The organism is Phycobacter azelaicus, assembly GCF_014884385.1.
Classification (GTDB): domain Bacteria; phylum Pseudomonadota; class Alphaproteobacteria; order Rhodobacterales; family Rhodobacteraceae; genus Phycobacter; species Phycobacter azelaicus.
This window is the reverse complement of the sequence record NZ_WKFH01000003.1, coordinates 1,440,001-1,454,682: the sequence shown is the minus strand read 5'-3', so window position 1 is coordinate 1,454,682 and position 14,682 is coordinate 1,440,001. Positions and strand designations below refer to the sequence as shown.

Here is a 14,682-nt window from a genome sequence, read left to right as displayed (position 1 = left end):
CCCACTCGTCATTGCCTCTGGTCATACGCCCAACGCTACCAAAGAGATCTGGCAACAGCCAGGTCACCTGCGGGGGGGCGGGAGAGCATGTTTTTCCGATCCTCTATCTCAGCAAATCGCTTGGCAGGACCTTCTTGATGGCCTCTGAGAGCGGTGTCGCTTTGAAATTCGGCAGCAATCTATGGATCAGGCTTCCATCAAGGCTATGCCCCGTGTTCCAAAGGTAGCGCATCTCCAGAAGGCCGCGGCCCATCGGCCAGAACGGACGTGCAAACTGGAGGGGCAGCCAGGACATGGGCTTGAGCTCAACAGGAACGGCAAGTCCGGCGTTCACGGCAGCATGCAACTCGCGCCCGCTCAACGTGTATCCAGGAAAGGGAATATCCGAGAAGACCGCCAGGCTATCTGCCTGATCTGCCAAGGCCACTGCCGCCCGCGCCATGTCGGGAAGGTAGGCCCAGGCATGGGGAACATCAGGATCGCCGGGATAGACAAACTTCCCCTTGGACAGCTTGGCCGTCATCACTGCATCGAACCAGTTGCCTGATGCTTCGGTATCGAGAAAATCTCCGGCTCGTAGAAGGATCGTTCGCACACCGGAAGCGCGATAGGCCTCCTCCATCGCAATCCGAATGCGCCCCAGTGGATTCTGCGCCTGGTGCGGCGAGTGCTCGGACCAGGGCGTCGGCGTCTGAGGGCCAAAGACATAAACATTGCCGGGAACGATCACGGTGGAGCCACTGGCCCGCGCCGCCGCGATCACCTTCGCATGGAGCCGCGGGACCTGCTCGGCCCATTCCGGGTAGGCCGGGTTCCAGCCCACAACAATGATATGCTTGCCCACCGCTGATCGCATCAGATCGTCTTTTTTGCGGTCAAAGGCCGTAACGTGATCGCCTGCCGCGCGAAACGCGTGAGAGGCAGCGCGGCCGAACCGGCCTGTGGCACCAAGGATAAGCACATTGCGGGGCATGACCGGTTCCTTTCATCCTGAACGGCCCCAGAATATGCCCTAACAGCCACTATTCATATTGCATGGATGTGCAGACCTGCCATTCATTACTGAATGGACAAGCCACACCTGACCGACTGGACCCTGATCCAGAGCTTTCTTGCCGTTGCAGAGACCGGCTCTCTGTCGGCGGCGGCCAAACGGTTGCGGCGCAGCCAGCCCACCCTTGGCCGCCACATCCAGACGCTTGAGCGTGAGCTGGACCAACGCCTGTTTCATCGTCATCCGCGCGGCCTGACCCTGGCTCCCGAAGGCGAGAAGTTGCTGCCGCTGGCACAAGAGATCAACGCGCGTATGAATGCGATTAGCCTGACCGCAGCTGGCCAATCTCAGGATCTGACGGGCACGGTGCGCATTACCGCCAGCGTCTTTGCCTCGCATTACGTTCTGCCTCGCATCCTGGCCGAGATCCGCCGCGCCCAGCCGGGGATCGAACTGGAATTGGTGCCCAGCGATGCTTCGGAAAACCTGGTATTCCGCGCAGCCGACATCGCGGTGCGCATGTATCGCCCGGCGCAGCTCGATATCGTGGCGCGCCATGTCGCCGATCTGCCGCTTGGGGTCTTTGCCGCCAAGACCTACCTTGCGCAACGCGGGCGCCCGAAGACGATAGCGGAACTCTGGGAACACGACCTGATCGGGTATGATGCGGACGATCTGATCCTCAAGACAATGGCGGCCATGGGATTTCAGGCCGACCGGCACAGCTTTGCGGTCCGCTGCGACAATCAATCGGCCTATTGGCAACTGCTGCGCGCGGGCTGCGGGATAGGTTTTTCGCAGCGCGGTCCGGCCCTGCTGGACCCCGAGATAGAGGAACTGGATCTGGACTTGGCGCTGCCCCCCCTGCACGTCTGGCTGGCGGCCCACGGCATCATGCGGCACACCCCGCGCATCCGCGCTGTATGGGACCTGCTGGCGCAGGGCCTCGAAAGGGCTGCGAAACAGGCCACAGCCCCTTAAAAGCAAAGGGCATGTTATTGACGCTGGCCGTTCCGAAGAGTACCCCATCCCCAGCTATTTCAAGGAGGAAGTGCATGTCCAACCCATCGATCCTGATTCTGCCCGGTGACGGCATCGGCCCCGAAGTCATGGCAGAGGTCCGCAAGGTCATCGGCTGGTACGGCGAGAAGCGTGACCTTCAGTTCGATGTGAGCGAGGATCTGGTCGGCGGCGCCGCCTATGACGCGCACGGGACCCCGCTGCATGACGATACCATGGCCAAGGCGCAAGACGTCGACGCCGTGCTTCTGGGCGCCGTGGGCGGCCCCAAGTATGACGTGCTGGATTTCTCGGTGAAACCCGAGCGCGGCCTGTTGCGCCTGCGCAAGGAGATGGACCTTTACGCCAACCTGCGCCCGGCGCAGTGCTTTGACGCGCTGGCGGATTTCTCCTCGCTGAAAAAGGACGTAGTCGCGGGCCTCGACATCATGATCGTGCGCGAGCTGACCTCTGGCATCTACTTTGGTGAGCCCCGCGGCATCATCGAAGAAGGCAATGAACGCGTCGGCATCAACACCCAGCGCTACACCGAAAGCGAGATCGACCGCGTTGCCCGATCGGCTTTCGAGCTAGCCATGCGCCGGAACAAGAAGCTGTGCTCGATGGAAAAGGCCAACGTCATGGAGTCGGGCATCCTGTGGCGCGAAGTCGTCACCGAAGTGGCCAAGGACTACCCCGAGGTCGAGCTGTCCCACATGTATGCAGACGCAGGCGCCATGCAGCTGTGCCGCTGGCCCAAGCAGTTCGACGTGATCGTGACCGACAACCTGTTTGGCGATCTGCTGTCCGATGCTGCAGCCATGCTGACCGGCTCGCTTGGCATGCTACCCTCTGCGAGCCTTGGCAAGCCGATGGCCAATGGCCGACCCAAGGCTCTGTACGAACCCGTGCACGGCTCGGCCCCCGACATTGCCGGTCAGGGCAAGGCGAACCCGATTGCCTGTATCCTCAGCTTTGCCATGGCGCTGCGCTATTCCTTCGACATGGGTGCTGAGGCAGACCGCCTCGAAGCGGCTGTCGAAAAGGTTCTGGCAGATGGCGTACGCACCGCGGACCTTCTGGGTGAAGAGGGTGTCGATCCCGTCTCCACCAGCGAAATGGGCGATGCCGTCGTCGCCGCGCTTGAAGCGAGCCTCTAAACCACCTCAACAGGATCGGCTGCGGCAGCAGGTTTTGCCGCAGCCAAAGCTTCGTGCGCGACATGCCCATAGTGCGCGATACGCTCTGCGTGATGCAGACTGCGCTGGAGCCACCGCATCGCATCCGTATGGGCAAATACCTCGGACAACTTGTACATCCCAGCATGCTCACCCAGCATCAGCGCCCGCCGGTGACGTCTGGTGCGCCGCTCCACCAGCGCCGTAAGCCGCTGCAGGCGAACGGCCGCCTTATCCAGATCTGCACTTTCATCCGCGATAGATGCCAGGGCCATGGCAAAGGCCTGCGCCGGACGGCGCAGTAGAGGATCGTCCAAAAGGTCCGAGATTTGGCTTGTCTGTTTGCACCGCTCCATCAGGCGAAGTAGGTGATCCGTCTCATGCAAAAGGGCGCCATAGGCGGCTTCCTGATCCTCTCTCCCCTCTGGCAGGCGGATATCGGCAAGGAACTCCGTCAATTGCGGCAGAGCCTCCCGCAGAGGGCCCAGCGCCGCCAAAGGCCGATAGTCTGGAGGCGCGATCAAGGCCGCGGACAGTGCCTCGGCCATACGCTGAAAAGTGCTGGTCGCTGCAGCCGCTGCTGCCATGATGGCAAGCCCCGAATCCTGCACGAGGGCACGGTCAAGATCGATTGCAGGCGCTGCGGGCTTGTCCGGCACCAATCGGGCTATGAGCGTGGCAAAAGCCCCGGTCACCGGCAGGAACAACGCGGTCCCCAGAATGTTGAACCCCATATGAAACAGAAGAACCGTCGTCACTGCGCCAACGGCGGCCTCCAGATCAGACAGCAATGTTGCACCTAGGAAAAGAATTCCGAAGGCCACGAGCGAAGTCACGATATTGAACACGAGGTTTGCGAGGGCTGTCTGCCGCATCGGCCGTGATCCGCCAACAGCTGCCAGAATGGCCGTAAATGTGGTTCCGACATTCATGCCAATCACGATCGCCAGCGCCTGCAGCATGGTCAGCGCCCCGCCCTGCAGCATCACGAGCGCCAGCGCCATGGCCGCAGACGAAGACTGCATAAGGATCGTGATCCCAGCACCCAGCCCAACCAGTAGCACCATGCCCCAGAGAGTTTGCGTTGGCAGCATCTCGGGAGTGATCAGACCAGTGACATCCGACATGCCCGATTGCATCAGGTCCAGCCCGATCAACAACAGGCAAAGCCCGGACATGATCCGTCCCGTTCGGGCAACAACACCGCGCCCCAGAAGGTCGGCAAGGCCAGACAGCAAGAGCCCCGCCATGGCTAGGCTGCCAAGCTTCAGCTTGAAACCAAGGATGGACACCAGCCAGCCTGTCGCCGTTGTTCCAATATTGGCGCCATAGATCACTCCTAGAGCCTGGGGCATGGTCAGAAGCCCTGCCCCAACGAACCCAACTGTCATCACGGTCGTAGCACTGGAGGATTGGATTACGGCGGTCGAGACGGTTCCTGTCACCGCCCCCTTCAGCGGTGTCGTAGTGAAGCGGGTCAGAATCGCCCGCAGGTTTGGCCCCGCCGCATCGCGCAGTGCCGTTGTCATGATCTTCATGCCCACAAGGAACATGCCGATCCCACCCAGAACCGAAAGATAGTCTGCTGTCATTGCAACGCCATTTTTCGATCAGGATGGCTTTGCCCTTCGGCAGGAGCAAGCATTTCTATTTGGCAGGTGCCACAAAAACCATGACAAATGCGCTTGCAAAACCAGACGACCGGGTATAATTCCGCGCCACGGTCGGAGTGTAGCTCAGCCTGGTAGAGCACTGTCTTCGGGAGGCAGGGGCCGGAGGTTCGAATCCTCTCACTCCGACCAGATATCACGTCACATTCATGCGAGTTGCCTTTAATCCCACTTACATGGGGACGGCTTGTTGCCACCTTGGTGGTGATCTACCGCAGGCACCGGGGCAGCCCCCCGATGCCCACCGGCGCCATCCCTAGGCCAGCACCTTATCCACAACGGGTTTGACAGCAAAATCACTGAGGGTGAGTTGCCCTTTCATCGCACCTCCCCGAGATACAACCAAGTCCAGCAAAGACCGGTCGGAGGGGATTTCGTTGAGAGTCAGGGTTACGACCTGACCATCGGTCACATCGCTCCGCCAGCGCAGAACCTCGTCGGCACCACCGCCCATGGCGCGTCCCACCAAACGCAGCTGTGTACTGTCCGCACCATCAAGCGAAACCTTGAAGCTGACTTCATAGCGCCCCTGCGGCGTCACTTGGATCGGCGCCTTCAGAGACAGGAAGTCCTGCTGCCCCTCTGCAACACTTGCCTGTCCATCATCGGACATCACCCATTTGTCCCCTCCGTTCCAAACGGCGGACGTAAGCGCAACACCCTCTGTCCCGGTCATACCATCATCCCCAATCGGAGGCTCAGGATCCGGCCCCGTATCACCACTTGCGCTGAGGTTGATCTTGAAATCGGAAATGGTCAGCGATCCGGCCGCTTGTCCGCCGCGCATCATAACCACATCCAGAAGGCGCCGATCCGATGGAATCTCGCTCATGTCAAGCGTAACAACCTGCCCGTCGGTAACATCACCGCGCCAGCGTAGGACCTCGTCGGCACCGCCACCCATCGCGCGCCCAACCAAACGCAGCTGCGTGCTGTCCGCACCATCAAGCGAAACCTTGAAGCTGACTTGGTACTTGGAGCCCGCGACCACAGGCAACAATTCGGACAGGGACAACTTTCCCGAAGTGTCAGATACCGACGTTGCAATCCCGGCATCGGAAATGGCCCATCCCGCGCCGGGCTGCCAGCAGTCATCGGCCAGGGTACAGATTACGCCCTCTTCTGTAGGCACATCGACTTGCCCCTGGTCATCGGCGCGCACCTCTTCAACATCGGCGTTCTCGATGGTGAGGCTGCCAGAGCGATCCTGACCGACGCGCTGCACCACCACGTAAAGAGAAGACAGCTCTTCCGGGATGGTCCCGAGATCAAATTCCAATGCCTCTCCATCGGAAACCATGCCGCGCCATGTCAGAAGGTCGGCACTCCCGCCGCCCATCGCACGTGCGACGACCCGAATTTCGGTTTCATCCACGTCCTCCAGACCAACGTCGAACGACAGATTGTAGGCAGAGCCACCCGCAACAGGGAGCAAGTCCTTGAGAAGCAGCTGTTTGATGGATCCGCTGTTTTCGGTCGCTGATCCGTCACTGTTGATGTGCCAGACGTCATTTCCGTCCCAGACCACTGGCAGATCTACAACAAGCCCACCCGTTGCGGTCGTTCTGACGCTTTCTGCAGTCGCCAGCGCTCCGGAGGCCGTGGTCTGGTGGTTTGGATCATAGGCCTCGATCGCCTTGCGCAATACGATCGCTTCAGGTTCGGAGGAGATATCCTGTCCCACATAATCCTGAACTCCCCACCAGTCGTTCCTATTCGTCCGGTCATGCGACATGAAGTGAACGTATTCGTCGAGGCCACTCTCGCTCATGATTTCCAGCCAGCGGGCAAAGACCTGCGCTCCTGAGACGCTGTTGTTATAGGCGTCATACATGTCAAAGGCGCCTTCCACCGGGTAGGAGACATGGCCGCCCCCTTCATAAGCGGTGAAGTTCAGACCAAGCGCCTTCGCATATCCTGCATGGGCGTCCAGACGCATCGTGGCACTGTTCACAAGGCTGGAATAGATGCCGCTATGAATGACGCCCTTCATCTTGCCGCCATATCCGACGAGATCCACGTCGTTGATCATTTCAGCAAGGGTCTTGCCCGGGGTGCTGTTAAAAACGATTACATCCGTCCAGTCCTGCGCCTTAACCCCACGGTATTGCAGAACATTGTCCTCAAGGCGCAGGATATGATCCAGTTCAGTCAGAGGATCAAGCCCGGCTTGGATATCCTCCCAGATGAGCGGGGTAACACCGATATCCAGCTTTTCGCTCCAGGCCACCCCAGTCATCGGAGCGCCCAGGTGGTCACTGGTCAGCTGTTTGTAATGCTCAGCATAGGCGCCGAACATCAGCCATTTCGCCAGCATGTCAGCCTGAGTTTCGACCCCCTCAACGGTTTCCATGATGTGATACACCACCGAAGAATCCGGGTGCCGTCCGGCAAGGGTACCGCCATAGTACATGGCGACGGAGTAATCGGTCACAACCTCGAGCGGCAGCGGAGTGCCATCGTCCATCTTCCGCGACTCTTCGGCTGCGAAGTATCTCACGAGGTAAGAGTTCTCTACCAGTGAGCCGGTGGTCTTGAGAGACCCGGAGAATGCCCAGCCAGGTGCGACAAAGCGAGCTTCGTTGCCGTCCTCCTCAAACACGTCCTTGATGATACTGTAGACCTGTGTGCCCCTATAGGCCGCCCATTCGGCCACGGCGCCGGCACCGACCTCATTGAAGTTCTCAAAGGTCTTGCCTGCCATGGCAAGGGAATAGCGATAGCTTTCAAATCCAATCGCATCGTTGAAGATTTCGTTGCCATACTCCCATCGCGCGGTCAGGCCATCATCGAGATTTAGTGAGACATAGTCAGCCAGTTGGGCAGCGCGGGAATCGGTGATGTCGACCGGAACCGCGATCCAAGGGTCCGCACCGACCTCATTGGCCAGCTGAACAAGGTATTCAACCGGCACAGAGACTTCAAAGCGCCCTTCGTTCTTCTTGCCTCCCGCATTGTTGTTGAACGTGTAGTAGTCAGTTCCGATGTAGCGCTGTTCCGGCTGCGGTGAGGTCCAGTTCGATCCTTCTTCTCCCCAGCCGTTACCGTCTTCCTGAATCTGGTTCGCCCGCATCCAATTCATCAGGCGCAGGGTTTCATAGCCTTTCAGGTCGTTTACGATTTCCGGCGTAAACACCTCACCCTCACGGTGCAGATCAAGATGTGTCTCATGTACCAAGGCCAGATCACGAATATGGTCACTCTGGTCGATGTCGTGAATGAGCATGATCAGCTGGGCGAGATCCTCGCCCATCGTGCTGAAGTTGAGGTCCACATACCAGTAGCTCTCGCCGTCGATGACCTCGCGGTCGAAAGAGTCCGTATCGGCGCGCTCGTACAATACGCCCTGTGCACTGCCTTTGAGAGAGATAAGACCACTGCCCTGACCATAAAGACGGAACTCGCCAGTGTGGGGCGGGATGCCCTCAACATCGACTGAGCGGATCAGCAGGGACGAGACGACATAATGGCTGGGAACCGAGGTCGGGTAGCCGTTCTCATCATATGTGATCTGCCCCGAGTTCGAGGGGTCGTCGAACGGGCGCGCGCCCTTCAATTGGTTGATGAACGGCACAAGGTCGTTCGCGGCACTGCCCGAGAACCAGGAGACGTTTATCCCGATTTCGGTGCCGGAGGGGTGATCCTCAAAAACCTCAATCTGCTCTGACTGCTGTAGGGCAAGGTAGAGTTCTGGATCCATATCGTCCTGCGTTTCCAAATGGGTTGTCTGCTCGGGGATGAGCCCAACACCATTTGTAAAAACTATTTCGTCATTTGTAACGACATCTGTATCGTTCCAGTCCATTCCACTACTCCACCCGGCATTGCTCCGCCGATAAGAAAGGTTGCGACCCTAGACCCCGTCGCCCCGCCTGCTTTTCTTCAGTCAATTATTGGCCTGCTCACCGGAGCCATTTCTGCTCGCGGTGGGGCGCACCCACCCACCCGGAGGCAGGACGGTTTTCGTCCCACTGCCTTTGGCGTCTGGGCGGCACGGTAGTCACCGTGGATTTCGGGATAAGGATGGCAAAAAGGTCTTATCAAAAGCGCAATCAGAAAGAGACTTCTGCCCGCTTTTTACCGAAGAAGCTCAATGAAATTTAATCAACTTGAGGGGCACTCAGGCCAACCGCACAGCTATGACCGACGTCGCCTGGATCTCTTTGCACTGATCTTCACGCACGGAAAAGGCGCGACCAATCAAGCCCACGGACGGCAAGCGCATCCCTTGTCGCCCAACGTCAAAGGAAAGCGCGCGTTATGGATGCGATGATTGATGCGGTTGGGCTGAGCGCGAAGCCTCTGCGAAGATTGGCCAAAAATTCGGGACGACAGCTGCACACCTCAACAGCCAACGCGCTAAACAGGTTCCCTGTCTACTCAGGGATATATCGCGGCAGGATGTTCAGGACGCGAGACATCAGCGCTTCAAGACGCCGAGTTGCATCATCCACTGTCTCATTCGGATCGATACGGGTCACGAAGCGCACCATGGCACCGTCGCTGCGCCCACGGATCATCGTATCCCTGAGAACCGACAGTTTCGCGACCACATCATTGGTCATCCGCGCGCCACGTTGTTCGAACCAGTAGTAGACGAGCTGCCGGTCAAAACCCTTTTCCACAATAGCCCGGTTGACGGTGAAGGTTCCGTAGACGGTGTCCGGCATCGAAACCTCGTACGGGTCAAGCGAAAAGATCTCCCAACCGCCGTTCGGCAGACATACTTCGGGGGAATGGATGCCCTCTCCCTCGGTCTGACTATGATACCAGGCCGCGAAGAATTCGACCGGAATATCGGAGTCCGGTCCAACGAAAGCCGAGTTGGCATAGTCGGTTGCACCAAGCACCTCTTCCACGTCCGGCTCGAGAGTCCGGAAGTAGCCTGACCACCCGTCAATGCGACTGGGGAACAGTGAAAAGGAATCACGAAGAGGCGGTTCGTTGTTCGCCTGTGGCGTCAGCACGAAGGCGGCGGAAACCGCAAAGCAAAGTGCAACTGACGCAACCAGTGCGCGGCTTGCAGGAAACGAGAGCACCCTGGCCGCTTCGGTGCCGAGACCATTGAAATCCATATCAATAGTCTCAGCCAGTGAAAGATGACTGCCACTCAGTCTCTGCAATAGAACGGCCGTGAGGAACAGAATGGCGACACATGCGCCAAAGATCACCCAACCTTCGAAAAAGTGCAGGAACCCTTCGGCATGTTCGATGCCATAGGAGTTCACCAAGACCCCGATCACGCCAATGCGGAAGGCATTCATGAAAACCGTAAGAGGTGCGGCAAAGAGAAAGAGCAGCGCCTTGTGCCAAAAGGGACCGCGATAGAGGATCGCTGTCAGGTAGGAAAAGCTGAGGATCGGGAACAGATAACGCTGATCCTCCCCCACTGAAGTGGTCCGCCGTTATGTTTAGGAAAACGGAGGATCAGAATGGCTACGAAGAGACACAAGCCGGAAGAGATTGTCACGAAGCTGCGGCAGGTTGAAGTGCTTGTCGGGCAAGGCATGGCGCGGGCGGATGCGATCCGCGAGGTTCGCATTACTGAGCAGACCTATTATCGCTGGCGCAAGAAATACGGCGGTATGGGAACCGACCAACTCAGGGAACTGAAGCGCCTCCAGAAAGAGAACGAACGGTTGAGAAAAGCCGTCTCGGATCTGACTTTGGACAAGCTGATCCTGGCGGAGGCGGCAAAGGGAAACTTTTGAGCCCCGCTCGCCGCCGTGCCTGCATCGATCACGTTCGCACCCGGTTCCATCTGTCCGAGAGACGCGCCTGCCGTGTCTTGGGTCAGCACCGATCCACGCAGAGGAAGGTGCCGCATGGCCGTGCCGATGAGGAGCGTCTGGTCGCGGACATGGTCGAACTGGCGCGGCAGTATGGCCGTTACGGCTATCGTCGGATCGCGGCTTTGCTGAGAGATGCGGGCTGGGAGGTGAACGACAAGCGGGTCGAGCGCCTATGGCGACGAGAGGGGCTGAAAGTGCCAATGAAGCAACCGAAGAAGGGACGGCTCTGGCTTTATGACGGATCCTGTGTCCGGCTGCGCCCTGAGTATCGCAACCACGTCTGGAGCTATGACTTTGTCCACTGCCGGACGGAGGACGGAAAGGTCTTCCGGACGCTCAACATCTTGGACGAGCACAGTCGGGAATGCTTGGCGATCAAGGTGAAGCGCAAGCTGAACTCGGGTGACGTGATCGATGCCTTGAGCGACCTGTTCATCATGCGGGGTGTGCCGGATTACATCCGGTCTGACAACGGCCCGGAGTTCGTGGCTCAGGCCGTTCAAGATTGGATCAGGGCCGTCGGCGCCAAGACCGCCTACATCGCGCCCGGGTCACCTTGGGAGAACGGCTACTGCGAAAGCCTCAATGCCAGGTTCCGCGATGAACTGCTCAACGGAGAAGTCTTCTACAGCCTTCGGGAAGCGGAAATCCTGATCGAACAATGGAGGAAACACTACAATACCAAACGACCACATAGTGCCTTGGGCTATCGCCCTCCCGCCCCGGAAACCATCATCCCGATGGACCCGAGACCGGTCATGCACTAACAATCAAAACGGACCACTCAGGTGGGGCTGATCAGGGGTTCACCTGCCCACCATCCTCGCCAGCAAACGCAGGACGTTGGGCAGTTTTCATAGGGAGTTTGCAACGGCCAAGCCGTTCATCTTGGACGCTGTGTCCTGCGCGCTGGGGCAGATCGACTCTGTCAGCCTCTCAGAGGCCCCCAGAATGGCCGACTTCGCTAAATGGGTGGTAGCCGCCGAGAATGCTTTGGGGTGGCCTCAAGGGGCGTTTCTGGATTCCTACGCGGCCAATCGCGCCAAAAGCGACCAGGCTGCTATTGAAGCCAACCCGGTGGCCCTGGCGATCCTATCGTTGAAGGAGGGCTGCAAGCATTGGAGCGGCACGGATACGGAGTTGAAGCTGACCCTGCGAGACCGTTTTCCCAGCCTCACTGAAGACAGCCAGAGCTTTCCCCGCTCCGAAGCGCGCTTTGGCGCGGCCCTGCGCCGGATTCAGCCGATACTGCGCCGCTAGGGGTTGACCATAGATTTCAGCCGCGAAGGTAAGGCGGGAATGAGGGTGATTGAGCAGACCAACGGGTAGCCCGTCCTTTCAACACAATGACTGTACAAGCGTTCGACCTTTTTCGGGTCGGGCGCTTTTTGGTTTCTGATCGGGATGGCTGACAGTGCTGACAGCACTGACGGTGACCAGGCGTTATTCTTGTAGTGAGGCCTCGCCGGAGGGAGGGCTGGCAGCGGGTTTTGGTGTTTTCGGCGCCTGCTTTATGATGCTGTTGTTTGCTGCGGGGCGTAGCACCGCTGTAGCACTGCTCAAATGTTACAAACGCCGGAAGCCACCCGGTTGTGGCGTTAAGTATCTTATTTTGTTCGGATATTTGGTTGCGGGAGCAGGATTTGAACCTGCGACCTTCAGGTTATGAGCCTGACGAGCTACCTGGCTGCTCCATCCCGCGGCAGTTTGTCTGTCCTACCGCTTTGCTACTTGAGGACTTTGTTTTGTCGTTGAACCGATGTTTTTTCGGATCAAGTAGCGTGCGTTTTTTTTCGGTTAGAGAGTTTTTTGTTTTGGTATTTACTAGGTTTGGCGGTGACCTACTCTCCCAGGGCTTAAGCCCAAGTACCATTGGCGCGACGGCACTTAACTTCCGGGTTCGGGATGGGACCGGGTGTTTTGCTCGTGCTATGACCACCAAACCGAGTAAATACCAAAAGCCTTCGGCTTTTGGTATTGGCGGCAGGCAGGGTATTTGCAAAGCAAATGCCCGTTGCCGCACCCCCGTTATGTCACGGGGCGGTTTTCCAAAAGCGGAAGGTCAATCAACGTGTTGTCCAAGTGTTTGTGTATGCGTTTTTGGTTTTTGGCTGTCTTTTACTGGATCAGATCAAGCCAATCGGGCGATTAGTACCGGTCAACTGAATGCATTGCTGCACTTACATCTCCGGCCTATTGACGTGGTGGTCTTCCACGGCCCTCAGGGATACCTTGTTTTGAGGGGGGCTTCCCGCTTAGATGCCTTCAGCGGTTATCCTGTCCGATCATAGCTACCCTGCACTACCGTTGGCACGATAACAGGTCCACCAGTGGATCGTTCACCCCGGTCCTCTCGTACTAGGGGCAACTCCTCTCAAGTATCCTACACCCACGGCAGATAGGGACCGAACTGTCTCACGACGTTCTAAACCCAGCTCACGTACCTCTTTAAACGGCGAACAGCCGTACCCTTGGGACCTGCTCCAGCCCCAGGATGAGATGAGCCGACATCGAGGTGCCAAACACTGCCGTCGATATGGACTCTTGGGCAGTATCAGCCTGTTATCCCCGGCGTACCTTTTATCCGTTGAGCGATGGCCCTTCCACTCGGGACCACCGGATCACTATGGCCGACTTTCGTCTCTGCTCGACTTGTCAGTCTCGCAGTCAGGCTGGCTTCTGCCATTGCACTCAACGAGCGATTTCCGACCGCTCTGAGCCAACCTTCGCGCGCCTCCGTTACGCTTTAGGAGGCGACCGCCCCAGTCAAACTACCCGCCACGCAGGGTCCCGGATCCGGATAACGGACCGCGGTTAGACATCAAGAGTGCGAAGGGTGGTATCTCAAGGGAGGCTCCACCGGAACTGGCGTTCCGGTTTCGATGCCTACCACCTATCCTGCACATCACAATCCTGATGCCAGTGCGAAGCTGTAGTAAAGGTGCACGGGGTCTTTCCGTCTAACCGCGGGAAGCCTGCATCTTGACAGGCAATTCAATTTCGCTGAGTCGATGTTGGAGACAGCGGGGAAGTCGTTACGCCATTCGTGCAGGTCGGAACTTACCCGACAAGGAATTTCGCTACCTTAGGACCGTTATAGTTACGGCCGCCGTTTACCTGGGCTTCAATTCGGAGCTCTCACCCCTCCTTTTAACCTTCAGGCACCGGGCAGGCGTCAGACCCTATACGTCGTCTTGCGACTTCGCAGAGCCCTGTGTTTTTAATAAACAGTCGCCACCCCCTGGTTTGTGCCCCCGGATCCAAGTTGCCTTGAACCCGGGCCTCCTTCTCGCGAACTTACGGAGGTATTTTGCCGAGTTCCTTCAACATCGTTCTCTCAAGCGCCTTGGTATTCTCTACCAGTCCACCTGTGTCGGTTTAGGGTACGGTCTGATGGAGGGCTATTTCCAGGGACTGCTCAGCAGCCCAACCAATCCGATAAGGCTGAACTACAGTCGCAATCCGTCACATCCTCCTGGCCCAGGAATATTAACCTGGTTCCCATCGCCTACGCCTTTCGGCCTCGGCTTAGGGGCCGGCTTACCCTGCTCAGATTAGCTTTAAGCAGGAACCCTTGGACTTTCGGCGAGAGTGTCTCTCACACTCTTTGTCGCTACTCATGTCATCATTCTCGCTAGTGATCTCTCCACGGGATCGCTCACGCGCCCGCTTCATCGAAAGCCTCTTGTCTCCAATCTTCCCGAAGGAAGTAAGGAGACATGAGACTATGTCACACTACGCTCTGCTACCATGCACAAAGTGCATCCTCGGCTTCGGCTCATGGCTTGAGCCCCGTTACATCTTCGCCGCAGGACAACTTATTTAGACCAGTGAGCTGTTACGCTATCTTTAAAGGATGGCTGCTTCTAAGCCAACCTCCTGGTTGTTTTGGTCGTCCCACCTGCTTTCCCACTTAGCCATGAATTAGGGGCCTTAGCCGGAGGTCAGGGTTGTTTCCCTCTCCACTACGGACGTTAGCATCCGCAGTGTGTCTGCCATCTAGTACTCCCGGGTATTCGGAGTTTGGTTAGGATCAGTAAGCCTGTGGG

Annotated in this window: 8 protein-coding genes, 2 tRNA genes and 2 rRNA genes (1 of these 12 only partly in view); 5 read left to right on the top strand and 7 right to left on the bottom strand. The window is 58.0% G+C overall.

The genetic code is table 11. The annotated features are described in order from the left end of the window. Positions 1-103: 103 nt before the first annotated feature. On the bottom strand, positions 104-973 hold the full coding sequence (locus INS80_RS07945; protein ID WP_192965111.1) for a Rossmann-fold NAD(P)-binding domain-containing protein: 870 nt from the start codon (positions 971-973) through the stop codon (positions 104-106). Between the two features lie 93 nt (positions 974-1,066). Here INS80_RS07945 and INS80_RS07940 point away from each other — a divergent pair, with 93 nt between their 5' ends. Both INS80_RS07940 and leuB read left to right on the top strand, forming a co-directional pair. Then, a complete protein-coding gene (locus INS80_RS07940) occupies positions 1,067-1,975 on the top strand; it encodes a LysR family transcriptional regulator (protein ID WP_192965110.1) in 909 nt (302 codons plus the stop codon). Positions 1,976-2,049: 74 nt separating this feature from the next. After that, positions 2,050-3,153, top strand: a complete 1,104-nt coding sequence (gene leuB, locus INS80_RS07935; RefSeq protein ID WP_192965109.1) for a 3-isopropylmalate dehydrogenase — start codon at positions 2,050-2,052, stop codon at positions 3,151-3,153. On the opposite strand, the gene INS80_RS07930 is transcribed toward leuB, so the two are convergent. Beyond that, positions 3,150-4,763, bottom strand: a complete 1,614-nt coding sequence (locus INS80_RS07930; RefSeq protein ID WP_192965108.1) for a Na/Pi cotransporter family protein — start codon at positions 4,761-4,763, stop codon at positions 3,150-3,152. The two genes, leuB and INS80_RS07930, sit on opposite strands and share 4 nt — an antisense overlap. A gap of 133 nt (positions 4,764-4,896) precedes the next feature. On the opposite strand from INS80_RS07930, the gene INS80_RS07925 reads away from it, so the two are divergent. Continuing rightward, a tRNA-Pro gene (locus INS80_RS07925) sits at positions 4,897-4,973 on the top strand. 124 nt (positions 4,974-5,097) lie between these two features. Here INS80_RS07925 and INS80_RS07920 read toward each other — a convergent pair. Both INS80_RS07920 and xrtD read right to left on the bottom strand, forming a co-directional pair. After that, complete coding sequence (locus INS80_RS07920) at positions 5,098-8,646, bottom strand: hypothetical protein (RefSeq protein WP_192965107.1); 3,549 nt, start codon at positions 8,644-8,646, stop codon at positions 5,098-5,100. A gap of 571 nt (positions 8,647-9,217) precedes the next feature. After that, positions 9,218-10,231: a VPLPA-CTERM-specific exosortase XrtD gene (gene xrtD, locus INS80_RS07915; protein WP_192965106.1), complete on the bottom strand. Its 1,014-nt coding sequence runs from the start codon at positions 10,229-10,231 to the stop codon at positions 9,218-9,220. A 42-nt stretch (positions 10,232-10,273) separates the two neighbouring features. Between xrtD and INS80_RS07910 the strand changes: the two genes are divergently transcribed. Together INS80_RS07910 and INS80_RS07905 are read left to right on the top strand one after the other, a co-directional pair. Further along, a protein-coding gene (locus INS80_RS07910; protein WP_192963700.1) for an IS3 family transposase occupies positions 10,274-11,400 on the top strand; the annotation gives its coding sequence in 2 pieces (ribosomal slippage) (positions 10,274-10,538 and positions 10,538-11,400; 1,128 coding nt in all). A 184-nt stretch (positions 11,401-11,584) separates the two neighbouring features. Further along, positions 11,585-11,893, top strand: a complete 309-nt coding sequence (locus tag INS80_RS07905; RefSeq protein WP_192965105.1) for an AICE-type RepA C-terminal domain-containing protein — start codon at positions 11,585-11,587, stop codon at positions 11,891-11,893. Positions 11,894-12,258: 365 nt separating this feature from the next. Here INS80_RS07905 and INS80_RS07900 read toward each other — a convergent pair. From INS80_RS07900 to INS80_RS07890, 3 genes are all read right to left on the bottom strand, one after another. Beyond that, positions 12,259-12,335 (bottom strand) — tRNA-Met (locus tag INS80_RS07900). 126 nt (positions 12,336-12,461) lie between these two features. Beyond that, positions 12,462-12,576 (bottom strand): 5S ribosomal RNA (gene rrf, locus INS80_RS07895). A gap of 184 nt (positions 12,577-12,760) precedes the next feature. Then, positions 12,761-14,682, bottom strand: a 23S ribosomal RNA gene (locus INS80_RS07890); it runs 905 nt beyond the window's last position.